This is a genomic window from Streptomyces sp. NBC_00490, from assembly GCF_036013645.1.
Taxonomy (GTDB): domain Bacteria; phylum Actinomycetota; class Actinomycetes; order Streptomycetales; family Streptomycetaceae; genus Streptomyces; species Streptomyces canus_F.
In genome coordinates this window covers 5,281,883-5,305,692 of record NZ_CP107869.1, presented here as the reverse complement: position 1 = coordinate 5,305,692, position 23,810 = coordinate 5,281,883, and the positions used below count along the sequence as shown (strand labels likewise).

22 protein-coding genes are annotated in these 23,810 nt (G+C 67.8%); 11 read left to right on the top strand and 11 right to left on the bottom strand.

The window, feature by feature from the left end; genetic code table 11:
• Positions 1 to 52: 52 nt before the first annotated feature.
• Complete coding sequence (locus OG381_RS24025) at positions 53 to 1,135, bottom strand: inositol-3-phosphate synthase (RefSeq protein WP_327718117.1); 1,083 nt, start codon at positions 1,133 to 1,135, stop codon at positions 53 to 55.
• Between the two features lie 44 nt (positions 1,136 to 1,179).
• Positions 1,180 to 1,872, bottom strand: a complete 693-nt coding sequence (locus tag OG381_RS24020; protein WP_266890112.1) for a PadR family transcriptional regulator — start codon at positions 1,870 to 1,872, stop codon at positions 1,180 to 1,182.
• A gap of 362 nt (positions 1,873 to 2,234) precedes the next feature.
• Between OG381_RS24020 and OG381_RS24015 the strand changes: the two genes are divergently transcribed.
• Positions 2,235 to 4,862 (top strand): transglycosylase domain-containing protein, encoded by a 2,628-nt coding sequence (locus OG381_RS24015; RefSeq protein ID WP_443061931.1) that lies wholly within the window; start codon positions 2,235 to 2,237, stop codon positions 4,860 to 4,862.
• A gap of 108 nt (positions 4,863 to 4,970) precedes the next feature.
• Entirely contained in the window at positions 4,971 to 6,473 is a 1,503-nt protein-coding gene (locus tag OG381_RS24010) for a glycosyltransferase family 87 protein (protein WP_327718116.1), read from the top strand.
• A 102-nt stretch (positions 6,474 to 6,575) separates the two neighbouring features.
• Here the strand turns inward: OG381_RS24010 and OG381_RS24005 are convergent, their stop codons facing one another.
• From OG381_RS24005 to OG381_RS23995, 3 genes are all read right to left on the bottom strand, one after another.
• The gene (locus OG381_RS24005; protein WP_307028519.1) at positions 6,576 to 7,607 is read right to left on the bottom strand and encodes an alanine racemase; all 1,032 of its coding nucleotides are present in this window, start codon (positions 7,605 to 7,607) and stop codon (positions 6,576 to 6,578) included.
• A gap of 92 nt (positions 7,608 to 7,699) precedes the next feature.
• Entirely contained in the window at positions 7,700 to 8,821 is a 1,122-nt protein-coding gene (gene femX, locus OG381_RS24000; protein ID WP_307028521.1) for a peptidoglycan bridge formation glycyltransferase FemX, read from the bottom strand.
• A 179-nt stretch (positions 8,822 to 9,000) separates the two neighbouring features.
• On the bottom strand, positions 9,001 to 9,315 hold the full coding sequence (locus OG381_RS23995; protein ID WP_327718115.1) for a hypothetical protein: 315 nt from the start codon (positions 9,313 to 9,315) through the stop codon (positions 9,001 to 9,003).
• Positions 9,316 to 9,579: 264 nt separating this feature from the next.
• On the opposite strand from OG381_RS23995, the gene rpsF reads away from it, so the two are divergent.
• From rpsF to rplI, 4 genes are all read left to right on the top strand, one after another.
• Positions 9,580 to 9,870: a 30S ribosomal protein S6 gene (gene rpsF / locus OG381_RS23990; RefSeq protein WP_005482942.1), complete on the top strand. Its 291-nt coding sequence runs from the start codon at positions 9,580 to 9,582 to the stop codon at positions 9,868 to 9,870.
• A 79-nt stretch (positions 9,871 to 9,949) separates the two neighbouring features.
• Complete coding sequence (locus tag OG381_RS23985; protein WP_327718114.1) at positions 9,950 to 10,555, top strand: single-stranded DNA-binding protein; 606 nt, start codon at positions 9,950 to 9,952, stop codon at positions 10,553 to 10,555.
• A 57-nt stretch (positions 10,556 to 10,612) separates the two neighbouring features.
• Positions 10,613 to 10,849, top strand: coding sequence for a 30S ribosomal protein S18 (gene rpsR, locus OG381_RS23980; protein ID WP_003949403.1), 237 nt, complete (start codon positions 10,613 to 10,615; stop codon positions 10,847 to 10,849).
• A gap of 18 nt (positions 10,850 to 10,867) precedes the next feature.
• On the top strand, positions 10,868 to 11,314 hold the full coding sequence (gene rplI, locus OG381_RS23975) for a 50S ribosomal protein L9 (RefSeq protein WP_046256488.1): 447 nt from the start codon (positions 10,868 to 10,870) through the stop codon (positions 11,312 to 11,314).
• Positions 11,315 to 11,466: 152 nt separating this feature from the next.
• Here the strand turns inward: rplI and OG381_RS23970 are convergent, their stop codons facing one another.
• Positions 11,467 to 12,813, bottom strand: a complete 1,347-nt coding sequence (locus OG381_RS23970; RefSeq protein WP_443061930.1) for an MATE family efflux transporter — start codon at positions 12,811 to 12,813, stop codon at positions 11,467 to 11,469.
• Positions 12,814 to 13,263: 450 nt separating this feature from the next.
• Between OG381_RS23970 and dnaB the strand changes: the two genes are divergently transcribed.
• Together dnaB and OG381_RS23960 are read left to right on the top strand one after the other, a co-directional pair.
• Entirely contained in the window at positions 13,264 to 14,736 is a 1,473-nt protein-coding gene (gene dnaB / locus OG381_RS23965; protein WP_046256486.1) for a replicative DNA helicase, read from the top strand.
• A 61-nt stretch (positions 14,737 to 14,797) separates the two neighbouring features.
• Positions 14,798 to 16,183 carry a serine hydrolase domain-containing protein gene (locus OG381_RS23960; protein WP_327718112.1) on the top strand — a complete coding sequence of 462 codons (1,386 nt, stop codon included), beginning with the start codon at positions 14,798 to 14,800 and terminating at the stop codon, positions 16,181 to 16,183.
• A 61-nt stretch (positions 16,184 to 16,244) separates the two neighbouring features.
• On the opposite strand, the gene OG381_RS23955 is transcribed toward OG381_RS23960, so the two are convergent.
• A complete protein-coding gene (locus OG381_RS23955; RefSeq protein WP_327718111.1) occupies positions 16,245 to 16,697 on the bottom strand; it encodes a GNAT family N-acetyltransferase in 453 nt (150 codons plus the stop codon).
• Between the two features lie 10 nt (positions 16,698 to 16,707).
• Positions 16,708 to 17,166: a MarR family winged helix-turn-helix transcriptional regulator gene (locus OG381_RS23950; protein WP_307028537.1), complete on the bottom strand. Its 459-nt coding sequence runs from the start codon at positions 17,164 to 17,166 to the stop codon at positions 16,708 to 16,710.
• Between the two features lie 141 nt (positions 17,167 to 17,307).
• Here OG381_RS23950 and OG381_RS23945 point away from each other — a divergent pair, with 141 nt between their 5' ends.
• Positions 17,308 to 18,516 carry an MFS transporter gene (locus OG381_RS23945; RefSeq protein ID WP_327718110.1) on the top strand — a complete coding sequence of 403 codons (1,209 nt, stop codon included), beginning with the start codon at positions 17,308 to 17,310 and terminating at the stop codon, positions 18,514 to 18,516.
• 125 nt (positions 18,517 to 18,641) lie between these two features.
• Here OG381_RS23945 and OG381_RS23940 read toward each other — a convergent pair whose 3' ends face one another.
• Positions 18,642 to 19,508, bottom strand: coding sequence for a GNAT family N-acetyltransferase (locus OG381_RS23940; protein ID WP_327718109.1), 867 nt, complete (start codon positions 19,506 to 19,508; stop codon positions 18,642 to 18,644).
• A gap of 206 nt (positions 19,509 to 19,714) precedes the next feature.
• On the opposite strand from OG381_RS23940, the gene OG381_RS23935 reads away from it, so the two are divergent.
• Positions 19,715 to 20,347 (top strand): HAD family hydrolase, encoded by a 633-nt coding sequence (locus tag OG381_RS23935; protein ID WP_327718108.1) that lies wholly within the window; start codon positions 19,715 to 19,717, stop codon positions 20,345 to 20,347.
• 404 nt (positions 20,348 to 20,751) lie between these two features.
• On the top strand, positions 20,752 to 22,260 hold the full coding sequence (locus tag OG381_RS23930; RefSeq protein ID WP_327718107.1) for a globin domain-containing protein: 1,509 nt from the start codon (positions 20,752 to 20,754) through the stop codon (positions 22,258 to 22,260).
• Between the two features lie 2 nt (positions 22,261 to 22,262).
• On the opposite strand, the gene OG381_RS23925 is transcribed toward OG381_RS23930, so the two are convergent.
• A complete protein-coding gene (locus OG381_RS23925; RefSeq protein WP_327718106.1) occupies positions 22,263 to 22,745 on the bottom strand; it encodes an NUDIX hydrolase in 483 nt (160 codons plus the stop codon).
• Positions 22,746 to 22,833: 88 nt separating this feature from the next.
• On the bottom strand, positions 22,834 to 23,739 hold the full coding sequence (locus OG381_RS23920; protein ID WP_327718105.1) for a LysR family transcriptional regulator: 906 nt from the start codon (positions 23,737 to 23,739) through the stop codon (positions 22,834 to 22,836).
• Between the last annotated feature and the right edge of the window lie 71 nt (positions 23,740 to 23,810).

The following is a 23,810-nucleotide window of genomic DNA, read 5'->3' as shown; positions in this document are numbered from 1 at the left end:
GGACCCTCGACACAGCCCTGGCAGGAGCGATTTTCAATGAGCCTCGGCGCCTTTAGCGCTCGACTTCACCCTTGATGAACTTCTCGACGTTGGCGTAGGCCTCGTCGTCGAAGTACTGGACCGGCGGGGACTTCATGAAGTACGAGGACGCCGACAGGATCGGGCCACCGATGCCGCGGTCCTTGGCGATCTTCGCGGCGCGCAGGGCGTCGATGATGACACCCGCGGAGTTCGGGGAGTCCCAGACCTCGAGCTTGTACTCCAGGTTCAGCGGAACGTCGCCGAAGGCACGGCCCTCGAGGCGGACGTAGGCCCACTTGCGGTCGTCGAGCCAGGCCACGTAGTCCGAGGGACCGATGTGGACGTTCTTGGCGCCCATGTCGCGGTCGGGGATCTGCGAGGTGACGGCCTGCGTCTTCGAGATCTTCTTGGACTCGAGGCGGTCGCGCTCCAGCATGTTCTTGAAGTCCATGTTGCCGCCGACGTTGAGCTGCATGGTGCGCTCGAGACGGACACCGCGGTCCTCGAACAGCTTCGCCATCACACGGTGCGTGATGGTGGCGCCGACCTGCGACTTGATGTCGTCACCGACGATCGGGACGCCCGCCTCGGTGAACTTGTCCGCCCACTCCTTGGTGCCGGCGATGAAGACCGGAAGGGCGTTGACGAAGGCGACCTTGGCGTCGATGGCGCACTGGGCGTAGAACTTCGCCGCGTCCTCGGAACCGACGGGCAGGTAGCAGACGAGAACGTCGACCTGCTTGTCCTTGAGGACCTGGACGACGTCGACCGGGGCCTCGGCGGACTCCTCGATGGTCTCGCGGTAGTACTTGCCGAGACCGTCCAGGGTGTGGCCGCGCTGGACCGTGACGCCCTTGTTCGGGACGTCGCAGATCTTGATGGTGTTGTTCTCGCTGGCACCGATGGCGTCCGAGAGGTCGAGGCCGACCTTCTTCGCGTCGACGTCGAAGGCGGCGACGAACTCGACGTCACCGACGTGGTAGTCGCCGAACTGGACGTGCATGAGGCCGGGGACCTTGGTCGCCGGGTCGGCGTCCTTGTAGTACTCGACTCCCTGGACCAGCGACGCGGCGCAGTTGCCCACGCCAACGATGGCTACGCGGACCGAACCCATTCCGGTTGCTCCCTGTGTGTATGAGTGAGGCCCTGACTGGGCGCTCACGTGGTGGTGTCGTCGGGCGTATCGGGCCGGGGGGTGTCCCCGGACCGTGGCAGGTTGCCCGGCGCTCCAGATGTGTTGTTCTGCTGAGAGGGCTGAGCGGGCCCCCCGGAGGCGGACCCCTTGAGGTCCCGTCCGGCCCGCTCGCTCTCGATGAGCTCGTTCAGCCAGCGCACTTCGCGCTCCACGGACTCCATTCCGTGGCGCTGGAGCTCAAGCGTGTAGTCGTCGAGGCGCTCCCGGGTGCGCGCGAAGGAGACGCGCATCTTGTCCAGCCGGTCCTCCAACCGGCTGCGGCGGCCCTCCAGCACGCGTACGCGTACGTCGCGCGACGTCTGGCCGAAGAAGGCGAAACGCGCGGCGAAGTGCTCGTCCTCGTACGAGTCGGGGCCGGTCTGCGAGAGCAGGTCCTCGAAGTGCTCCTTACCTTCCGCCGTCAACCGATAGACGATCTTGGCGCGACGTCCCGCGAGTGATGCGGCGAGAGCGTCTTCCGGAGCGTGTCCCGGCTCTTCGATCAACCAGCCATTGGCGACCAGCGTCTTGAGACAGGGGTAGAGCGTGCCGTAGCTGAACGCACGGAACACACCCAGTGACGTATTGAGTCGTTTGCGCAGCTCATAGCCGTGCATCGGGGACTCGCGGAGCAGGCCGAGTACGGCGAACTCAAGGATCCCTGAGCGTCGGCTCATCCTCTCGCCCCCTCGTCCCTGGCTCGCTTATGCCGCTCTGATGTATCGACTCGATACATCAGCACGATAGAACGGCCATCCGCACGGGACAAGTGGGGGGATGGTGAACGGGATCACATCACTTATTCATCCGAGGCAAGTTGCCTGATTTGGGATGACCTTCGGGGCTAGGCGGGTTTTGACGGTGCGTAGTCTGTGCGGCATGCACACCACCGGGAACCGAGTGACGCGTGGGGGCGTCGTCGTCCTCGGTGCAGTACGGGTGAATGCGAAAGCGACCACATCCGTACTTCGGGGGGACCGGAAACCAGCCGCCGTTTCCAGGCGCGCAAAGGTGCGCCTGCCCGAGGAGTAGTCGTTCGATGAGCGAGCACCGTCGCAAACCGCCGCAGCCGCAGGGAGGCGGACGTGCCGCGGCCCGACGCGGCCAGTCCGGCTCGTCCTCCGGCCGCCGTGCGGCACCGCGTGGCGCCACCGAGTCGCCTTCCGACTCGTACGGGTCGGGTTCATACGGGTCGGGGGGCGAGGAGCGGCCGTTGGGCGGCCGCGCCGATGCCCGGCGCGCGGCCCAGAGAAGCGGGGGCAGCCGGCGCAGAGCGGCCGAGCCCGCCGGCCGTGGCGCCAGACGCGGTGGCCCCGGCGGCCCGAGCGGTCCTGGACGGGGCCGAGTCACGGCCTCGAGCAAGAACCGGTTCATCGACTATCCGCGCGCCGGCAAGTACGGCTGGCAGCGCTGGATGCCGTCCTGGAAGCTCGTCTCCGGGCTGTGCCTGGCGTTCTTCGGCGGTCTGGTGGCGATCGCTGGTATCGGGTACGCCATGGTCGGCATCCCCAGCGAGAACGCCGCGGCCAAGTCGGAGAACAACGTCTACTACTGGGAGGACGGCTCCCAGATGGTCGCGACGGGAGCCGGTGCGAACCGGCAGAACGTCACGATCGACAAGATTCCCAAGGCCATGCAGTTGGCCGTGATCTCGGCCGAGAACAAGAGCTTCTACTCCGACTCGGGCGTCGACCCCATGGGTATCGCCCGAGCGCTGGCCAACATGGCGCGGGGCGGTGACACGCAGGGTGGTTCAACGATCACCCAGCAGTATGTGAAGAACACCTACCTGAGCCAGGAACAGACCGTCTCCCGGAAGTTCAAGGAGATGTTCATCTCCATAAAGGTGGGCACGAAGCTCACCAAGGACGAGATCCTCCAGGGCTACCTGAACACCTCGTACTACGGCCGTGACGCATACGGCATCCAGGCCGCCGCGCAGACCTACTACGGCGTGGACGCGGAAGACCTGACGCCGAGCCAGTGCGCCTTCCTTGCCGCGCTGCTCAAGGGCCCGACGTACTACGACCCCGTGGACAACACGAGCTACGACCCCGCGGCGACCAAAGCGAAGAACACCGAGCGCTCCAAGTACCGCTGGAGCTGGATCCTCGAGCAGATGCACAACGACAAGTATCTGACGGACGCCGAGTACCAGACGGCCATCAAGAAGTACCCCATGCCCCAGGGGCTCAAGGCGACCAAGGGCATGACCGGCCAGGTCAGCTACCTGGTCGACACGGCCAAGAAGTACGTGCTGGCCCACTCGAAAATCTCGCGGACCGAGTTCGACAAGGGCGGCTATCAGATCTACACGACCTTCGAGAAGGACAAGGTCAACGCCCTTGCCAAGGCCGTGAAGAAGATCGAGGACGCGAAGATCGACCCGGAGAAGCGTGACCTGGACAAGCACGTTCAGTTCGGCGGGGCGTCGGTCAGGCCCAAGGACGGTGCGATCGTCGCGCTGTACGGCGGTGCGGGATACGAGAACGACCACTTCAACAACAACGCGGACACCTCGGGTGTGCCGGTCGGTTCGACGTGGAAGCCGTTCGTGATGGCGGCGGCCATGGAGTACGGCACCTACAAGGATCCGGACGTCGGTGTCTCGCCGCTGAGCAAGTACAACGGCAACGACCATCTGAGGGTCAAGAACAACGACGGCAGCTACGTCCTGAAGAAGGACAACTCGGTCTTCTACCAGGAGAACGAGAGCGACTATCCCTGGGGCTACATCAGCTTGCGCAAGGCGATGGAGCAATCCATCAACACGCCGTTCGTGCAGCTCGGCATGGATGTGGGGATGGACAAGGTACGGAGCGTGGCCTCGAAGTCCGGCATCCTCGAGGGGAGCTTCGCCGACTACAGGGGCAATCCCTCCTTTGCCCTTGGTACTTCGACCCCGAGTGCCATCCGTATGGCGGACGCGTACGCCACCTTCGCCGCATCCGGCAAGCAGGCCGATCCGTACTCGGTGACTGAGGTCAAGAAGGACGGGCAGCCTCTGCCGGGCTTCGACAAGCCGAAGATCAAGTTGGCCATGCCCGAGAACGTGGCGAACAACGTCACGGACCTCCTCGAAAACGTCATCGAGAACGGTACGGGTCAGAACGCGAAGGCGCTGGGTCGTACGGCAGCCGGCAAGACCGGTACCACCGACAGCAACAAGTCGGCCTGGTTCGTCGGCTACACCCAGCAGCTGTCGACATCGATCGCGATGTTCCGAGAGGACCCCAAGAGCAGCAAGCTGCTCTCCATGAACGGCACGGCGGGTGAGGACTCCATCCACGGTGGTGACATCCCCACGTCGATCTGGACCGAGTACATGAAGGTCGCCCTCAAGAACGCCAGCGACCCGGGCTTCCCGGACGCCGAGAAGATCGGCGAGGTCCAGGACGAGCAGGGCGCTCCCTCCCCGACCCCGACCGTCACCGCGACGCCGACCCCGACGCCGACCCCGACGCCGACTCCGACGCCGAGCCCGTCGCTCACCTCTCCCTCGCCCTCGGCGTCGGAGAGCTGCTTCGGCTTCCAGTGCGCGGACACCGGAGGTACGAATACCGGCGGTACGGACGGAGGCACGTCCTCCTCGCCCTCGGCCACGGAGTCGACCGGGAACAGCAGAGGCAACGGCAATGGAGGCATCTTCGGAGGATCGAGCGGTTAGCCGCCATATCGCCCGCCGAGGGTGTTTCACGTGAAACATGGGCCGCCGCACCCACCAGGTGTGGCGGCCCTCGGCGTATTCCCAGAGATGTACGGCAGGATGTGCCCCATGCCCAGCGCAGAATCGACGCAAGCGAGCGTGCACGAGCCGGACCCGGTGCGGCCGACCAAGGACGACGAGATCGCCGCGAGTGGCAGTGAGCTGATCGGCGGCCCGATCGGGCGGCGTGCGCTGCTAGGGACGTCCTGGTGGACTCCCGTGCGCATCATCGCGCTCGTGGCGATCGGGATGTTCGCCCTCGGTCTGGTCCAGAAGGCACCCTGTTACAACGGTGGCTGGTTCTTCGGCGCCAGCTCGCAGTACACGCACGCGTGCTACTCGGACATCCCGCACCTCTACGCGGGGCGCGGCTTCGCCGACGGGCTCGTGCCGTATTTCGACAAGCTCAACGGCGACATGGAGTACCTCGAATACCCGGTGCTGACCGGTGTGTTCATGGAGGTCGCCTCCTGGCTCACGCCCGGCAGCGGCAGCATCCAGGACCAGGAGCAGTGGTACTGGATGGTCAACGCCGGGATGCTGATGGCGTGCGCCGCCGTCATCGCGGTGTGCGTGACCCGTACGCACGCCCGGCGGCCCTGGGACGGTCTGCTGGTCGCCCTGGCGCCCGCCTTCGCGCTGACCGCCACCATCAACTGGGACCTGCTGGCGGTCGCCCTGACGGCCGCGGCGATGCTGATGTGGTCGCGGGGCCGCTCTCTCGCCTTCGGTGTCCTGCTGGGTCTTGCCACGGCCGCCAAGCTCTACCCCGTCTTTCTCCTGGGTCCGTTGTTCGTGCTGTGCTGGCGCGCGGGCAAGTGGCGGGACTTCGGAAAGGCACTGGGAGGTGCCGCCGTCTCCTGGCTGGTCGTGAACCTTCCGGTGATGCTCCTCGCCTGGGACGGCTGGTCGAAGTTCTACGAGTTCAGCCAGGAACGGGGCGTCGACTTCGGGTCCTTCTGGCTGATCCTGGCCCAGAACTCGACCGACCCGCTGAGCACCGAAACGGTCAACACGCTCGCCACGCTGCTGGTGCTGCTGTCCTGCGTCGGCATCGCCGCGCTCACCCTGACCGCCCCGCGCCGGCCACGCTTCGCCCAGCTGGCCTTCCTGATCGTCGCGGCGTTCATCCTCACCAACAAGGTCTACTCGCCGCAGTACGTCCTGTGGCTCATCCCCCTCGCCGTACTGGCGCGGCCCAAGTGGCGGGACTTCCTGATCTGGCAGGCCTGCGAGGTGGCGTACTTCCTGGGGATCTGGATGTACCTCGCGTACACGACCAGCGCGGACGCCCACAAGGGCCTGCCCCAGGACGGCTATCACTGGGCCATCGGGCTGCACCTGCTCGGGACGCTGTACCTGTGTGCCGTGGTGGTGCGCGACATCTGGATGCCGGAGCGGGACGTGGTGCGCCGGGCCGGCGACGACGACCCCTCAGGGGGCGTGCTCGACGGCGCGGAGGACGTGTTCGTCCTGGGCCCCGCGGCTCATCCCCCGCGCCACGCCGCCCACTTCGGGGGGCCGCAGGTGGAGTGGGGCGATCCGGCCTCTTCCCCAGACCGTTCGCTCTGAGCGAACAAGGCGTGACCGACTCACGCGAAAGGCCGTACACGGGAGGCCCGTGTACGGCCTTTCGGCTGTCTGTGTACGGCTCTTCAGTCGTCCGTACGACGCTCAGCGGTCGACGATGCGGTCGAACTGTGTGGTGGTGTGCCGCAGATGGGCCACCAGTTCCTCGCCGACCTTCGGCTCCGGGGCGTCGGAGGGGACGAACAGGATCGACACCTGCATGTGCGGCGGCTCGGCGAACCAACGCTGCTTGCCGCCCCAGACGAACGGAGAAAGGTTCCGGTTGACCGTGGCGAGGCCGGCGCGGGCCACGCCCTTGGCACGCGGCATGACGCCGTGCAGCGCCTTGGGGGCCTCCAGGCCCACCCCGTGCGACGTACCGCCCGCCACGACGACCAGGAAGCCGTCCGAGGCCGCCTTCTGCTGGCGGTAGCCGAACCGGTCGCCCTTGGCCACGTGAGTGACGTCCAGGACCGCTCCGCGGTACTCGGTGGCCTCGTGGTCCCCCAGCCACAGCCGCGTGCCGATGCGGGCACGGAAGCGGGTCTGCGGGAACTGCTGCTGGAGCCGGGCGAGATCCTCGGCCTTGAGGTGGCTGACGAACATCGTGTGCAGCGGCAGACGCGCCGCACGCAGCCGGTCCATCCAGCCGATGACCTCCTCGACGGCGTCCGAGCCGTCGGTACGGTCCAGCGGCAGATGGATGGCGAAGCCCTCGAGACGGACGTTCTCTATGGCGGAGTGCAGCTGCGGCAGGTCCTGCTCGCTGATGCCGTGACGCTTCATCGAGGACATCACCTCGATGACCACGCGGGCGCCCACGAGGCCGTAGACCCCGTCGATCGACGACACCGAACGGATGACCCGGTCCGGCAGCGGCACGGGCTCCTCGCCGCGCCGGTACGGCGTCAGCACCAGCAGGTCGCCGCCGAACCAGTCCTTGATGCGCGCGGCCTCGTACGTCGTGCCGACCGCGAGGACGTCCGAGCCCAGCCGCGTGGCCTCCTCCGCCAGCCGCTCGTGCCCGAAGCCGTAGCCGTTGCCCTTGCAGACCGGGACGAGACCCGGGAACTGGTCCTGCACGTGCTTGTGGTGCGCACGCCAGCGCGCGGTGTCGACGTAGAGCGTGAGCGCCATGGCCGGACCTGGAACCTTTCTCGTGGCTGCGGTGTATCAGAGGTATGGAAGCGAACGAACGTGTCGAAGCTATCGAAGCAAACAGCCGGGGTTCAGCGGCGCGACATGTAGATGTCGAGCGCCTTGTGGAGCAGCTTGTTCAGCGGGAAGTCCCACTCGCCGAGGTACTCGGCGGCCTGGCCGCCCGTGCCGACCTTGAACTGGATCAGGCCGAAGAGGTGGTCGGTCTCGTCCAGCGAGTCGGAGATGCCGCGCAGGTCGTAGACGGTCGCGCCGAGCGCGTAGGCGTCGCGCAGCATCCGCCACTGCATCGCGTTCGAGGGCCGGACCTCACGGCCGATGTTGTCGGAGGCGCCGTAGGAGTACCAGACGTGTCCGCCGACGATCAGCATCGTCGCCGCCGACAGGTTCACGCCGTTGTGGCGGGCGAAGTAGAGCCGCATGCGGTTGGGGTCCTCGTTGTTGAGGGCCGTCCACATGCGTTGGAAGTACGACAGCGGGCGGGGCCGGAAGTGGTCACGCACGGCCGTGATCTCGTAGAGCCGCTGCCATTCCTCGAGGTCCTGGTAACCGCCCTGGACGACCTCGACACCGGCCTTCTCGGCCTTCTTGATGTTGCGGCGCCACAGCTGGTTGAAGTTCTTGTGGACCTCTTCCAGGGACCGGTTCGCCAGCGGCACCTGGTACACGTAGCGGGGCTGGACGTCGCCGAAGCCGGCGCCTCCGTCCTCGCCCTGCTGCCAGCCCATGCGACGGAGCTTGTCGGCGACCTCGAAGGCGCGCGGTTCGATGAAGTCGGCCTCGATGTCGCGCAGCCGCTTCACGTCGGGGTTCTGGATGCCGGCCTTGATGGAGGTGGCCTCCCAGCGCCGGATGATGACCGGCGGGCCCATCTTCACCGAGAAGGCGCCCTGGTGCTTGAGGTGCGCGAGCATCGGTTCCAGCCAGTCGGTCAGATTCGGCGCGAACCAGTTGATGACCGGGCCCTCGGGGAGATAGGCGAGGTACCGCTTGATCTTGGGGAGCTGCCGGTAGAGGACCATGCCCGCACCGACCAGCTCGCCGGTCTTGTCGTCGAACCACCCGAGGCTCTCGGAGCGCCACTCCGCCTTGACGTCTGCCCAGGCCGGAACCTGCATGTGGCTAGCCGACGGCAGGCTCTGGATGTATGCCAGATGCTGCTCGCGGCTGATTGTCCTCAGGGTCAGGCTCATTCGGGGCGCTCCTCGGGCTGGTGTGTCCCCATGGGTACAGGGGCTCCGGCTCTCGCGCCGAAGCCTACTGCGCCTGGCGAGCGCCCCGACTGGGCGTACGGAACCTGCGCCCCGGCCGGTGGGCCGTCGAGGCGTTCCGCGGTGCTTTGTGTGCTGTTGAGGGGACGGTGCCCTAGGCGTCAGCTGATGAGTCCGCCGAAGAGGCCGCCGTGCGCCATGCCGAGGAAGAAGCCGATCGCCGAGGCGCCGAGACCGAGGATCAGTCCGAAGCGTTCACGGGTCGTCTCCGAGATCCACTGGCCGTACGCGCCGACGAGGATCCCCACCAGTCCGGTCCAGGAGCTGATGAGGTGAAGGCTGTGGAACATCGCCGTGATGAACGACGTGAGCCCCAGGACCAGGGTCACCGCGAGCAGGGTGTCCTGGAGGGGGTGGGCTTTGCCGTCCGTGGCGAACAGGCCTCCGACGGTGTTGGGTCGCAATGCTTGTGCCATAGGGCACCTCCTGCGAAAGGCGGCGCATCGTAGCGCCATACACACCCGATGTGTACAGATTGTCGTTCCTGGCGGCCGGATTTCAACCGGAAGCCATGGTGCGGGTACTCTGTACCGTCTGCACTGGTGTCTGCCCATGCCACGACCGGGACTACCGCGAGGAAGCCCCGATTGTCAGTGGCTGCCGATACCTTTGCGTACGCATTACAACCCTCCTGCCACGGAACGACCGTGGCCGTTGAGTCCAAAGGAGGTGGGTTCCACATGCGTCACTACGAGGTGATGGTCATCCTCGACCCCGATCTGGAGGAGCGCGCTGTCGCCCCCCTGATCGAGAACTTCCTCTCCGTCGTCCGTGAGGGCAACGGAAAGGTCGAGAAGGTCGACACCTGGGGCCGTCGTCGGCTCTCGTACGAGATCAAGAAGAAGCCCGAGGGCATCTACTCGGTCATCGACCTGCAGGCCGAGCCTGCGGTCGTCAAGGAGCTCGACCGCCAGATGAACCTGAACGAGTCGGTCCTCCGGACCAAGGTCCTCCGCCCCGAGACCCACTGAGCCTCCCGCTCAGCTGATCTCGGGATTCGAGTAGCAGCAACCAAGCAGCCAGAGCAGCAAACCCGCCGAGAGGTTCCCCATGGCAGGCGAGACCGTCATCACGGTCGTCGGCAATCTTGTCGACGACCCCGAGCTGCGCTTCACCCCCTCCGGTGCGGCGGTCGCGAAATTCCGTGTCGCGTCCACCCCCCGCACCTTCGACCGTCAGACCAACGAGTGGAAGGACGGCGAGAGCCTGTTCCTGACCTGCTCGGTCTGGCGTCAGGCGGCGGAGAACGTCGCGGAGTCGCTCCAGCGAGGCATGCGCGTCATCGTGCAGGGCCGGCTGAAGCAGCGGTCCTACGAGGACCGTGAGGGCGTCAAGCGCACGGTCTACGAGCTGGACGTCGAGGAAGTCGGCGCCAGCTTGCGCAGTGCCACGGCCAAGGTCACCAAGACTGCCGGCGGAGCCGGCCGGGGTGGCCAGGGCGGTTACAGCGGCGGCGGTGGCGGCGGCCAGGCCGGCGGCAGCTGGGGTGGAAACTCCGGCGGCGGCCAGCAGGGCGGCGGCGCTCCCGCCGACGACCCGTGGGCGACCGGCGCTCCCGCCGGTGGCAACCAGGGCGGCGGCGGTGGCGGCGGCTGGGGTGGAAGCCCCAGCGGCGGCCAGCAGGGCGGCGGCTACTCGGACGAGCCCCCCTTCTAGGCCTCCGGGCCGAGGGTGGGTCGCACCCACACTTCTTGATCACACAGGAGAAACACCATGGCGAAGCCGCCTGTGCGCAAGCCTAAGAAAAAGGTCTGCGCTTTTTGCAAGGACAAGGTCACGTACGTGGACTACAAGGACACGAACATGCTGCGGAAGTTCATTTCCGACCGCGGCAAGATCCGTGCCCGCCGCGTGACCGGCAACTGCACGCAGCACCAGCGTGACGTCGCCACGGCCGTCAAGAACAGCCGTGAGATGGCGCTGCTGCCCTACACCTCCACCGCGCGATAAGGGAAGGGTGACCGACCAATGAAGATCATCCTTACCCACGAGGTCTCCGGCCTCGGTGCCGCGGGCGACGTCGTCGACGTCAAGGACGGCTACGCTCGCAACTACCTGATCCCGCGGAAGTTCGCTATCCGCTGGACCAAGGGTGGCGAGAAGGACGTCGAGCAGATCCGTCGTGCTCGCAAGATCCACGAGATCCAGACCATCGAGCAGGCCAACCAGGTCAAGGGCCAGCTCGAGGCCGTCAAGGTTCGTCTGGCCGTTCGCTCCGGCGACGCCGGTCGTCTCTTCGGTTCCGTCACCCCGGCCGACATCGCCTCGGCGATCAAGGCTTCCGGTGGCCCCGAGGTCGACAAGCGCCGCATCGAGCTCGGTTCGCCGATCAAGACGCTGGGCGCCCACGAGACGTCCGTGCGTCTGCACCCCGAGGTGGCCGCCAAGGTCAACATCGAGGTCGTCGCTGCGTGACGCTGCGCTCGGTTTGAGCAGCTGAGAAGGGCCGCACCCATCGGGTGCGGCCCTTCTTGCGTGCGCGCGGACCGAGGTGTGTTTCACGTGAAACCCTCTGTTTCACGTGAAACAGTCAGCGTAGGCACGCCTGGTTCAGCCGGGTCCTCGGTTCAGCGCGTGGCTCCGGTGACGATCCAGCGGCCCGAGCGGGACCGCAGCCAGAGGGTCAGCATGCGCACCGCCATCATCAGCGTCATCGCTCCCCAGACCGCGGTGAGGCCTCCGCCGAGCACGGGAATGAGCAGGGCCACGGGCGTGAAGACCGCCAGGGTCAGGACCATGGCCCAGGCGAGGTAGGGTCCGTCGCCCGCTCCCATCAGGACGCCGTCCAGAACGAAGACGATCCCGCAGATGGGCTGGGCGAGCGCCACCACGAGGAGAGCGGGCAGTGCCGCGTCCTTCACCACGGAGTCGCTCGTGAACAGCGGAAGGAATACGGGAGGGGCCGCCACGACGACGAGGCCGAGTATCACACCCACCGCGATGCCCCACTGCACCATGCGGCGGCATGCCTCGCGGGCGCCCTGGACGTCGCCGGCGCCGAGGTAGCGACCGATGATGGCCTGTCCTGCGATGGCGATGGCGTCCAGGGCGAAGGCGAGCAGGCTCCACAGCGACAGGATGATCTGGTGGGCCGCGATGTCGGCATCGCCGAGACGGGCGGCCACGGCCGTGGCGATCATCAGGATCGTGCGGAGCGAGAGGGTGCGGACGAGAAGGGGGACGCCTGCCTGCGCCGAAGCCCGGATACCTGCGGCGTCGGGGCGCAGCGAGGCGCCGTGGGCGCGGGCCCCGCGGACGACGACCACGAGGTAGACGGCAGCCATACCGAACTGGGCGATGACGGTGCCCCAGGCGGAGCCGGCGATGCCGAGGTCGGCGCCGTAGACGAGCCACACGTTGAGGACGGCGTTGGCGACGAAGCCGCCGACGGCGACGTACAACGGTGTCTTCGTGTCCTGCAGTCCGCGCAGGACTCCGGTCGAGGCGAGGACGACGAGCATGGCCGGGATGCCGAGGGAGGAGATCCGCAGATAGGTGGTCGCGTACGGGGCGGCGGTGTCCGAGGCGCCGAAGAGTTCCACCAGAGCCGGTGCGGTGGGCAGGACGACGGCGACGACCACGGCGCCGAGCAGGAGTGCCAGCCAGATACCGTCCATGCCCTGCCGGATGGCGGCCGGGAGATCGTCGGCGCCGACGCGTCGGGCGACGGCCGCGGTCGTGGCGTAGGCGAGGAAGACGAAGATGCTGACGCCTGTCATGAGGAGGGCGGAGGCAACCCCCAGTCCCGCGAGTTGCGCGGTGCCGAGATGGCCCACGATCGCGCTGTCGGCCATGACGAAGAGCGGCTCGGCGACGAGCGCCCCGAAGGCCGGGACGGCCAGAGCGACGATCTCTCGGTCATGCTGTCGCCGTGTGGCGCGCGTGGTCGCCGGAGCATGTGTCATGAGCACCAATCTAATCGTCCACAGGTAAGCGATGCAATGTGTTAATGACCCTTACTCGCCTGGTTGTCGCGTGTGCTTTCGTGTGCCGTTCGATGTGATCTTGGTCCGACTGGGAAAGTTTTTCTTCTGCACAGCCGGTGGATGGGAAGAGCGCAGGTCAGGGCTGGTCCCGGATGAGAACCGCGAGCTTGTTCACAGGCCTGTCCACCGGGTCGTGCACAGGTTTCGGGGAGTTCTCCACAGCATCGGGGCCGTCGTCCACATGGCCTGTGGATAACCAGATTGGCTGACGGTGCCGTCGGGCCTACCGTGGTCCGGCGCCCGCTCCGTCTGTCGGCCCGGAAACCATCACAAAACCGACGCGCCAGAACCGGAGTTGGGCCTCTCATTTGTCAGTGCCGTGCCGTAGAACAGAGAAGCACGGCGAGGTCCGCTCCGCGGACGGGAGGAGGTGGCTCGGTGAGCATTTCCGAGCCCTTGGACGATCCGTGGGCCGACAGCGGTCCCAGTGATCGTCTGCCTGCCTCGCGCCGCCGCGGCGAGGGTGGCCGAGGTCGCGACGACCAGCACGACCGCGGCCGGGAGAGCGGCGAATGGGACGGCGGGGGTACGTCCTTCGAACGTGTCCCGCCGCAGGACCTCGACGCCGAGCAGTCCGTCCTCGGCGGCATGCTGCTGTCGAAGGACGCCATCGCCGACGTCGTCGAGGTCATCAAAGGACACGACTTCTACAAGCCGGCGCACGAGACGATCTTCCAGGCGATCCTCGACATCTACGCCAAGGGCGAGCCGGCCGACCCGATCACGATCGCGGCCGAGCTGACCAAGCGCGGTGAGATCAACAAGGTCGGCGGCGCGTCGTATCTGCACACCCTTGTCCAAACGGTGCCGACGGCCGCCAATGCCGAGTACTACGCGGAGATCGTGCACGAGCGCGCGGTCCTGCGCCGTCTGGTCGAGGCCGGCACTCGCATCACCCAGATGGGATACGCGGCCGACGACGACGTCGACGAGATCGTCAACCGCGCCCAGGCCGAGATCTACGCGGTCACCGAGCAGCGCACCAGCGAGGACTATCTGCCGCTCGGCGACATCATGGAGGGCGCGCTCGACGAGATCGAGGCGATCGGCTCCCGCACGGGCGAGATGACCGGTGTGCCGACGGGATTCACGGACCTGGACTCGCTCACCAACGGTCTGCACCCGGGTCAGATGATCGTCATCGCGGCCCGCCCCGCCATGGGTAAGTCCACGCTGGCGCTGGACTTCGCGCGGGCGGCGTCGATCAAGAACAACCTGCCGAGCGTCATCTTCTCCCTGGAAATGGGGCGCAACGAGATCGCGATGCGTCTGCTGTCGGCCGAGGCGCGGGTGGCCCTGCACCACATGCGTTCCGGCACCATGACGGACGAGGACTGGACGCGGCTGGCCCGACGGATGCCCGAGGTCTCGGCCGCGCCGCTCTACATCGACGACTCCCCGAACCTGTCGATGATGGAGATCCGCGCGAAATGCCGTCGGCTGAAACAGCGCAACGACATCAAGCTCGTGATCATCGACTATCTGCAACTGATGCAGTCCGGCAAGCGCTCCGAGAGCCGTCAGCAGGAGGTCTCGGACATGTCCCGTAACCTCAAGCTCCTGGCCAAGGAACTCGAGGTCCCGGTGATCGCGCTCTCACAGCTCAACCGTGGCCCCGAGCAACGCACCGACAAGAAGCCGCAGGTCTCCGACCTGCGTGAATCCGGCTCCATCGAGCAGGACGCCGACATGGTGATCCTGCTGCACCGCGAGGACGCCTACGAGAAGGAGTCGCCGCGCGCCGGCGAGGCCGACATCATCGTGGGCAAGCACCGTAACGGCCCGACGGCGACGATCACGGTCGCCTTCCAGGGCCACTACTCGCGCTTCGTCGACATGGCCCAGACCTGAGCCGCCCGCGCCGGGCCCAAAGCGTTCGACGCCGCGGGGTTCCGCGGGGTGGACTGAGCCCATGACGACATCTCAGGAAGAGTTGCTTCCCGGCACGCGCCGGGCGCTGCTGCACCGCATCGCCGTCGCCCAGGCCGAGGGACGTACGCCATCCCTGGTCGCGGCGGTCGTGCGGGACGGCCGGGCCGTCTGGCACGGCTCGCGAACGTCGGTGGACGGGCACGGGCCGGACGAGAACGTGCAGTACCGGATCGGCTCGATCACCAAGACCTTCACCGCCGTCCTCGTGCTGCGGCTGCGCGACGAGGGACTGCTCGACCTCGGCGACCCGCTGGAGAAGCATCTGCCCGGCACCGGCGCGGGAGAGGCCACCCTTGCCGAACTCCTCGCGCACACGGCCGGGTTGGCGGCCGAGTCACCGGGGCCGTGGTGGGAGCGCAGCCCGGGCTCGCTGCGCCCCGAACTGACCGACGTGCTCGGCGAACAGCCCTTCCTGCATCCGGGCGGCCGTCGCTTCCACTACTCGAACCCCGGCTACACCCTGCTGGGCGCGCTGGTCGAGAAGCTGCGCGGCGCCGCATGGGAGGACGTCCTCCGGCGCGAAGTGCTCGAACCCCTGGGCCTCGACAGCACGAGTGCCCAGCCCCGGGCGCCGCACGCGGGTGGCTGGGCGGTGCATCCCTGGGCCGATGTGATGCTTCCGGAGCCCACCGAGGACCTCGGCCGGATGGCGCCGGCGGGCCAACTCTGGTCCACAACCGGCGACTTGGCGAAGTTCGCGGCCTTCCTGGCGAAGGGCGACGACCGGGTGCTGAGCGCGGAGACGGTGCGGGAGATGCGGACGCCCGCGGCTCCGGCCGAGGCTGCGGATGTCGTGGACGGTGCGACGTACGGTCTGGGGATGCAGGTACAGAGCCGGGACGGCCGACTGCTCGTCGGGCACTCGGGGTCCCTGCCGGGATTCCTGGCCAACCTCACCATCAGCGTGGCGGACGACGTGGCCGCGGTGGTGCTGGCCAACTGCACCTCCGGGCCACTGCTGGGTTCCGTGGGCGCCGACCTCGTACGGATCGTCGCGGAGGCCGAGCCGCGGATTCCCGAACCGTGGCGTCCTCTGCCCGAAGTCGACGCGGCTGTGCTGGAGTTGGCGGGGCCGTGGTACTGGGGGACGCATGCGTTCGCCCTGCGGCTGACGACCGGGGGCGGTGTCTCGCTGGATCCGTTGAGCGGGATCGGCCGCCGCTCACGTTTCCGCGGGAACGGTGACGGCACGTGGACCGGCCTTGAGGGCTACTTCGCCGGAGAGCTTCTGAGGGCCGTACGACGGCCTGACGGCGGTGTGAGCCATCTGGACCTCGGCTCGTTCGTGTTCACGCGTCAGCCGTACGAGGAGGGCTCGCCCGTGCCGGGTGGGGTGGATCCGGAGGGGTGGCGCGGTATCGGCTGAGCGGTGGGGGCTTGTTTCACGTGAAACAAGCCCCCATGGGCCGGGAAGGTGGGCCTGAGCCTCAGAGCGGCAGCTTGAAGCCCACGTGCGAGGCCTCGAAGCCCAGCCTCTCGTAGAAGCGATGGGCGTCGGTGCGGCTGACGTCGGAGGTCAGCTGCACCAACTGGCAGTTCTGGCGCCGTGATTCATCGACCGCCCACTCGATGAGCTGCGTACCCAGGCCACTGCCACGCTCGTCGGCGTGGACGCGGACGCCTTCGATGATCGACCGGGTGGAGCCGCGTCGGGACAGCCCGGGAATGATCGTGAGCTGGAGCGTGCCCACGACGCGGTCCTCGCGAACAGCGACGACGAGGTGCTGGTTCGGGTCTGCGACGAGCCGCTCCAGGGCGGTCAGGTAGGGGGCGAGGTCGTCCGGTGACTCGCGCTGCGCGCCCAGCGGGTCGTCCGCGAGCATGGCGACGATCGCGGGGACATCGGCGGCGACGGCAGGGCGTATTTCAAGATCTCCCATGCCGGCCAGCCTATGCGGGCACGCTCAGCGACTCCACGACCCGGACCAGGGGGGCCAGTTCGGGGTTCCTGGCCGCTTCGTCGAGGGCCTCGCGCAGGGCGGTGTCATTGGTCGGGCGAGCCTCGTCGAGGAGCTGGAGACCTGCCTCGGTGACGTTGGTGTAGATGCCTCGGCGGTCGGTGGGGCACAGGTAGCGGGTGAGCAGGTGGCGGTCCTCTAGCCGGGTGACCAGCCGGGTGGTGGCGCTCTGGCTCAGGACGACGGCGTCGGCGACCTGCTTCATCTGGAGATGGCCGCCGTCTCCGTCGTGCTGTCGGCTGAGGACGTCGAGCAGGGAGTACTCGCGCACGCTGAGGTCGTGCTTCGCCTGGAGGGCCCGCTCGATATGGGCCTCGATCCTCCCGTGCAGCAGGGAGAGGGCGCACCAGCCCTGTGCGAGGGCGGTGAGTGCGGGGTCCGTCGCTGTCATCGGCGCTTCCTTCGTCCCGGAACGACTGAAACCAGGATAGAGCAGGGCCGCAATAGTCGGCGCTTGCAAGTATCAGGCGTCTGCAAGTATTGTCTTCGACTGTAAGACGCTCCTGCAATTACCTGGAAGGTGCAGTCCCTCATGCCTCTCGCGCTCCTGGCTCTCGCGATCGGGGCCTTCGGAATCGGAACCACCGAGTTTGTGATCATGGGCTTGCTGCCCGAGGTCGCGAGTGACTTCGGGGTTTCCATCCCTACGGCCGGCTTCCTGGTGACGGGCTATGCGCTCGGCGTCATGTTCGGTGCTCCGCTGATGACGGTGCTCGGCACCAAGGTCTCCCGCAAGCGCATGCTGATGCTGCTCATGGGCCTCTTCATCGCCGGAAATCTGCTGTCCGCCTTGGCCCCCGCCTTCGGCGTCATGCTGATCGGCCGGGTGGTCGCCTCGCTCGCGCACGGCGCCTTCTTCGGCATCGGCTCGGTCGTGGCGGCCGAACTGGTCGCCCCGGACAAGAAGGCCGGGGCCATCGCGATGATGTTCACCGGCCTCACCGTCGCCAACGTGGTGGGCGTCCCACTGGGCACCCTCGTCGGGCAGACCGTCGGCTGGCGCGTCACCTTCGCCCTCGTCGCCGCGCTCGGCGTCCTGGGCCTGGTGGGCATCGCCAAGCTCGTCCCCGACATGCCCAGGCCGGAGGGCGTGCACCTGCGCCACGAACTGGCCGCCTTCAAGAACGCCCAGGTCCTGCTCGCCATGGCGATGACGGTGCTCGGCTTCGGCGGTGTCTTCGCGGCCATCACCTACATCGCGCCGATGATGACCCACGTCGCCGGGTTCGCCGACGGCTCCGTCACCTGGCTGCTCGTCCTCTTCGGCCTCGGCATGGTCGGCGGCAACCTCATCGGCGGCAAGTACGCGGACCGCGCCCTGATGCCCCTGCTGTACGTGTCTCTGGGCGCCCTGGCCGTCGTTCTCGCGCTCTTCACGCTCACCGCGCACAACAAGGTCCTCGCGGCCGTGACCATCGCCCTGATCGGCGCCCTGGGATTCGCCACGGTCCCGCCGCTCCAGAAGCGCGTCCTCGACCAGGCGCACGGTGCCCCGACACTCGCCTCCGCGGTGAACATCGGTGCCTTCAACCTCGGCAACGCGCTCTCCGCCTGGCTCGGCGGCCTCGTCATCGGCGCCGGCCTCGGCTACACCGCTCCGAGCTGGGTGGGCGCCGTCCTCGCCGCTGCCGCCCTGGGGCTCGCGCTGCTCTCGGCCGCCCTGGAGCGCCGGGCCGGCACGCCCAGCGAGGTCGTGGCAGGGGCCGCACCGGCTGAGCGGCGGGCAACCGTCCACCACTGATCCGGACCGGCCACCTCGAGCCGCACCAGCCACCTCGAGCCGCGCAGAACGATGCCGGGTCCCGACCGGGACCCGGCATCACCCCTACGGCTGCTCTCAGCAAGCTCTCGCCACGACGCCGTCCCTCACCCCGCCGCCACCGTCACCGGCGCGAACCGCCGGCTCCAGTCACCGGGCAACTCCGAAATCCCGTAGGTCATGACCGAGTTGAAGGCAACGGACGCCAGCCCGCGCTCCTTCACCCACGTCAGCAGCTCCTCGTGCCGCACGTCGATGTCGGTACGCAGCTTGAGGTCGGTGTCGGCGGCCAGCGAGGCGATGAGTGCTTTCGCCGTCTCCGTGTCCCTGGCGATGAGCGGTCCCACGACATGGTTGTCCATGTTGGGCCACGCGCCCGCGTACCCGATGATCCGGCCGTTCTCCTCGGCGACCCGCAACTGGTCGGCGAAGGCGGGCAGGCGCGTCACGATGTGCGTGCGATCGGCGCCGAAGACCTCCGCGTCGAGCCGGAGGATGGCGGTGAGGTCCTCCGCGGTCGCCGCACGTGTGGCGACGGCGGGCTCGTATCCGGCGGCCATGAAACGGCCCCGCACCATCTCCGCCCGGCCGGTGACCTTGAAGCCGAGTTCCTCGTAGAGCGGGCGGCCGTTGGGCGTCGCGTGCAGGGTCAGCGGGGTGGTGCTCATCGCCGCGATCACGTGCCGCATCAGTCGGCGGCCGATGCCTCGGCGTGCATGCCTTTCGGCGACCAGGACCATGCCGATGGCGCCCAGATCGGGGCGGTCCTGCGGGCCGTACTCGGTGACGACGCAGGCGCTGACGAGGCCGCCGTCGGGGTCGTCGATGCCGTATCCCTTCCCGGAGGTGAGGAGGAAGCCCCACTTGTGCTCTTCGCGCGGCCACCCCCGGTCCTCGGACAAGTCGGCGCAGGCGGCGAGATCGCGCAGCGTCAGTCGGCGGATGGGCAGATCAGCGAGGGAAGGTGTCGACACGCAGGTCAGGCTGTCTGACGGGCGCCCTCGGCGTCCACCTGTTTCCGGTGTGATGTACGAGGTTTTGGCCATGTCGTGGCCGACCGCACGGCGCCTCGGCAGACGGTGCGTGTTTCACGTGAAACATGAGCGGCGGTGTCCTCGGCACAGCGCTTCTGGGATCCTCGCCGAGGTGCCCTCATCCGGCCCGGCTAGCCTCGGGAACCATGGCCAGACTTCATCTCTTCGACCTCGACGGCACCTTGCTGTACGGCACTTCCTCGCCTGTGGAGATCTCCCGGCAACTAGGGCTGGAAGCCGAGACCGTGGCACTCGACCAGGCGATCTCGACGGGGCTGATCGAGCCGCCCGAGTACGCCGCGCGGGTGCGTGAACTGTGGGCGGAGCTCACCGAGGCCCACGTGGCGGCCGCTTTCGAGGGCGCTCCGTGGCTGGCCCGCATACGTGACGTCTGGGAGGAGATCCGGGAGAACGGCGACTACTGCGCCGTCGTATCGCTCTCGCCGTCCTTCTTCGTCGAGCGGCTCACCACCTGGGGTGCCCACGCGGCGTACGGATCGCGCTTTCCCGCCGTGCCGTTCACCGAGCCGGTGGATCCGGCCGGGGTGCTCAGCGCCGCGGCCAAGGTCCTGATCGCCGACCGGCTGTGCGAGGAGTTCGGGGTGAGCAGGGCCGATTGCGTTGCCTATGGGGACTCGTCCTCGGACAAGGACCTCTTCGGCACGGTGCCGGTCTCCGTGGCGGTCAATGCGGACAGCCATCTGTCCGGTCTCGCGACCCACGCCTACACGGGCAGGGATCTGTGGGATGCCTATGAATTGGTGCGCCACGTACGGTAATTGAAGCAATTGAGGGTTCGCTCCTCGCCTCATTCGTGGGGGAGGGAGGGGGGATTTGTGTGCGGAGCGCTGACCGGTAGGGTCGACTCCGGTTCTCGTCCGGCGTGAGGTGCGCAGACCTTGCACATGCCCTGCCCGGAGCGTGAACAAGGCACGGCAGCCTAATGGGACGGAGAGATCGAAGACCCGCGTTTTCGGTTATGCGGCCGGGCATCCCCACACGGTGGGAGGCTGCGGTGAGAGCACTGCGGCCAATGTCACACTCTCGCCTTACTTGTCCGTATGGAGCGTGGATACGGGTTGAATGTGGCCGCTTTGGCCAGGGCCATGAACGGGGAAAGCAAGCCGTCTACGGGGGAAAGCAGGCACATTCCGACCGAGGAAGTGCGCAGACCGACCGAAAGATGTTCGAGGCGAGGCACACCATGGACGCTCCGACCACCGCGTCGGCCGACAACGGCACTTCCGGCGGCGGGGACGGCTGGTTCACGTCCCACAAGCAGCCGGAGCCGACACCGGGCAGCGAGCAGGAGTCGGCCGAGGGCAGCCGCCTGGCGGCACTGCGCCCGGTCGGCAGGACCCCACAGGGCTCCGACACGGCCCCACCGGCACAGCACGCCCCGCAGCCCACCCCGGCGCCACCGCCCGCTCTCGCCGCGCCACCTGTCTCGGCCGAGCAGACGCACTCAATAGCGACCCACGCCCCGCACGCGATACCGAACCACGGGCCGACGCAACCCCCGCCCCCGGACCAGCATCTGCCTCCGCAGCGCGCCAACCCGGCACAGGCCCAGCAGGCTTCTCCGGACGCGATCCTCATCCGCCGGACCATGGCGGAGGTCGCCCCCGTGGCCGACAAGGTCACCTCGTACTTCTACGCGCTCCTCTTCGTCCGCCACCCCGACCTGCGCTCGCTCTTCCCCGCCGCGATGGACACCCAGCGGGACCGGCTGCTCAAGGCGCTGCTCACCGCGGCGGAGCACATCGACAACACCCCTGTCCTCGTCGACTATCTGCAGAACCTCGGCCGCGGCCACCGCAAGTACGGCACCCGGCCCGAGCACTACCCGGCCGTCGGCGAGTGCCTCATCGGTGCGCTGAGCAAGTACGCCCAGAACATCTGGGATCCGGAGCTGGAGGCGGCCTGGGTCCGGACGTACACGACGATCTCGCAGGTGATGATCGACGCGGCGGCCACGGACGAACTGCGTGCCCCGGCCTGGTGGTACGCCGAGGTCGTGGCGCACGACCTCAGGACGCCGGACGTCGCGGTCGTCACCGTCCGCCCGGACCAGCCCTATCCGTTCCTCGCCGGCCAGTACACGAGCCTGGAGACGCCGTGGTGGCCGCGGATCTGGCGGCACTACTCCTTCGCCTCGGCGCCTCGCTCCGACGGTCTGCTGTCGTTCCACGTGAAGGCCGTCCCGGCGGGCTGGGTCTCCAACGCCCTGGTGCACCGCGCCCGGCCCGGCGACATCCTCCGGCTCGGTCCGCCGACCGGTTCGATGACCGTGGACCACACCACCGACAGCGGACTGCTCTGTCTGGGCGGCGGTACCGGCATAGCGCCCATCAAGGCACTGATCGAGGACGTGGCCGAACACGGCGAGCGCCGGCCGGTCGAGGTGTTCTACGGCGCCCGCACCGACCACGATCTGTACGACATCGACACCATGCTCAGGCTCCAGCAGTCCCACCCGTGGCTCTCGGTCCGCGCGGTCATCGACCAACTGGCGCGTGTCCAGCTCCCCGACGCCATCCGCCAGTACGGCCCCTGGAACGAGTTCGACGCCTTCGTCTCGGGCCCGCCCGGGATGATCCGCAGCGGTGTGGACGCCCTGAGGGACATCGGCATTCCGTCGAGCCGTATACGTCACGACTCCGTGGAGGAGCTCGTCGTCATCGGGGACTGATCTCAGCCCAGGTCGGGGGCGTGCATGGCACGGACGCCCTCGATGTTCCCGTCCAGGTAGTGCCGCAGGGACAGCGGGACGAGGTGGACGGAGGCGATCCCGACACGGGTGAACGGCACCCGCACGATCTCGTACTCACCGATGGGTTCGTCGATTTCCGGACCGTGCCGCAGCGAGGTGTCCATGGACTCCAGACGGCAGACGAAGAAGTGCTGGACCTTCACCCCGGTCGCGGCGGCGTCCTCGCCGATGTGCTCGACGGTGTCGACGAAGCAGGGCACCACGTCAGTGATCTTGGCGCCGAGTTCCTCGTACACCTCGCGGTGCAGCGCGTCGACGACGGTCGCGTCGGTCGGCTCGACTCCACCACCGGGCGTGAGCCAGTAGGGATCCATGCCGGGTTTGGTGCGCTTGATCAGGATCAGGTCGTCGCCATGCAGGAGAACGGCACGTGCGGTGCGCTTGACCACGGGTCGGACGGTCATGGGTGAAATGTGGCCCGGTTGGTTCCACGTGAAACATCGCGAACGGTCATCGGCCGAACTCACCCGGTGACCCCAGGAAAAGCACAGGTCAGCACCAGTCCGTGGCCGCGTGCAGCAGCCAGTCGTGAGCGCGCGCGATGTGCGGCATCGCCAGCGTGCCGGTACGGACCACCAGGAAGTACGTCCGCAGGGGCGGAACCGCCGGATGGTGCAGGGCGACGACGTCGCCGCGCTCCAGGGCCGATGCGCACAGATAGCTGGGCAGTACCGCGAGTCCGGCGCCTGCCGCCGCGCAGGCGAGCGCCGCGCGCAGATCGGGGACGATGACGGTGCCGGGGGCCGCCGGACGGGAGTCGAAGACGGCAGCCCAGTAGCGCGAGACGAACGGCAGCGACTCGTGCACCTCGATCACCGGGAGGTTCTCCAGGGCGGGCGCTCCCTTGCGGCGCAGGGTCCCGGTACTGATCTGCTTCGCCCAGCGGGGGGAGGCGACCAGGACGTGCACTTCGTCGCAGAGCGCAGTCGCCGTGAGCAGGGAGCCGCGTGGACGGGCCGTGGTGATGGCCAGATCGTGATGCCCGGCGGCCAGCCCTTCCAGGGTTTCCTCGGCGTTCCCGAAGGAGGCTCGCAGTGCGAAGCCCTGGCCGTCCTCGCCGGTCAGCTCGGTGAGCGCGGGCAGGGCCCGTTCAGCGACGAACTCGGGGGGCCCGGCGAGGTGGAGGGTTCGTAAGGAGGACTCGTCGTCGAGGCCGGTCTCGGTGATCTCCACCAGGGCGTCCAGATGCGGAGCGGCCTTGTGGGCGAGCTCGTCGCCGATGGTCGTCGGGGTCACCCCGCGGGCCTGTCGCAGGAACAGAGGGCGGCCCAACTGCCGTTCCAGCGTACGGATCTGCGAGGTCACGGCCGGTTGGGAGAGGCCGAGCAGCGCGGCGGCGCGAGTGAAGGAGCCGGCCCGGTGCACGGTCACGAAGGTCCGCAACAAGGCCAGATCCATGCCACGCCCTCCCCTTCAGTGCCTGCTCCCGGCCCCCCGGCCGCGCCCAACTATAAATATGTCGATAGGTC

What these genes read in the sequence shown, in the direction of transcription:
- OG381_RS24025 (WP_327718117.1), bottom strand. Translation starts at nt 1,135, where the DNA reads ATGGGTTCGGTCCGCGTAGCCATCGTTGGCGTGGGCAACTGCGCCGCG.
- rpsF (WP_005482942.1), top strand. Translation starts at nt 9,580, where the DNA reads ATGCGTCACTACGAGGTGATGGTCATCCTCGACCCCGATCTGGAGGAG.
- femX (WP_307028521.1), bottom strand. Translation starts at nt 8,821, where the DNA reads ATGAGCCTGACCCTGAGGACAATCAGCCGCGAGCAGCATCTGGCATAC.
- OG381_RS23925 (WP_327718106.1), bottom strand. Translation starts at nt 22,745, where the DNA reads ATGACCGTCCGACCCGTGGTCAAGCGCACCGCACGTGCCGTTCTCCTG.
- OG381_RS23950 (WP_307028537.1), bottom strand. Translation starts at nt 17,166, where the DNA reads ATGACAGCGACGGACCCCGCACTCACCGCCCTCGCACAGGGCTGGTGC.
- OG381_RS24005 (WP_307028519.1), bottom strand. Translation starts at nt 7,607, where the DNA reads ATGGCGCTCACGCTCTACGTCGACACCGCGCGCTGGCGTGCGCACCAC.
- OG381_RS24020 (WP_266890112.1), bottom strand. Translation starts at nt 1,872, where the DNA reads ATGAGCCGACGCTCAGGGATCCTTGAGTTCGCCGTACTCGGCCTGCTC.
- OG381_RS24010 (WP_327718116.1), top strand. Translation starts at nt 4,971, where the DNA reads ATGCCCAGCGCAGAATCGACGCAAGCGAGCGTGCACGAGCCGGACCCG.
- OG381_RS23985 (WP_327718114.1), top strand. Translation starts at nt 9,950, where the DNA reads ATGGCAGGCGAGACCGTCATCACGGTCGTCGGCAATCTTGTCGACGAC.
- OG381_RS23995 (WP_327718115.1), bottom strand. Translation starts at nt 9,315, where the DNA reads ATGGCACAAGCATTGCGACCCAACACCGTCGGAGGCCTGTTCGCCACG.
- rplI (WP_046256488.1), top strand. Translation starts at nt 10,868, where the DNA reads ATGAAGATCATCCTTACCCACGAGGTCTCCGGCCTCGGTGCCGCGGGC.
- OG381_RS23930 (WP_327718107.1), top strand. Translation starts at nt 20,752, where the DNA reads ATGTTCGAGGCGAGGCACACCATGGACGCTCCGACCACCGCGTCGGCC.
- OG381_RS23945 (WP_327718110.1), top strand. Translation starts at nt 17,308, where the DNA reads ATGCCTCTCGCGCTCCTGGCTCTCGCGATCGGGGCCTTCGGAATCGGA.
- OG381_RS23960 (WP_327718112.1), top strand. Translation starts at nt 14,798, where the DNA reads ATGACGACATCTCAGGAAGAGTTGCTTCCCGGCACGCGCCGGGCGCTG.
- rpsR (WP_003949403.1), top strand. Translation starts at nt 10,613, where the DNA reads ATGGCGAAGCCGCCTGTGCGCAAGCCTAAGAAAAAGGTCTGCGCTTTT.
- OG381_RS23920 (WP_327718105.1), bottom strand. Translation starts at nt 23,739, where the DNA reads ATGGATCTGGCCTTGTTGCGGACCTTCGTGACCGTGCACCGGGCCGGC.
- OG381_RS24015 (WP_443061931.1), top strand. Translation starts at nt 2,235, where the DNA reads ATGAGCGAGCACCGTCGCAAACCGCCGCAGCCGCAGGGAGGCGGACGT.
- OG381_RS23935 (WP_327718108.1), top strand. Translation starts at nt 19,715, where the DNA reads ATGGCCAGACTTCATCTCTTCGACCTCGACGGCACCTTGCTGTACGGC.
- OG381_RS23955 (WP_327718111.1), bottom strand. Translation starts at nt 16,697, where the DNA reads ATGGGAGATCTTGAAATACGCCCTGCCGTCGCCGCCGATGTCCCCGCG.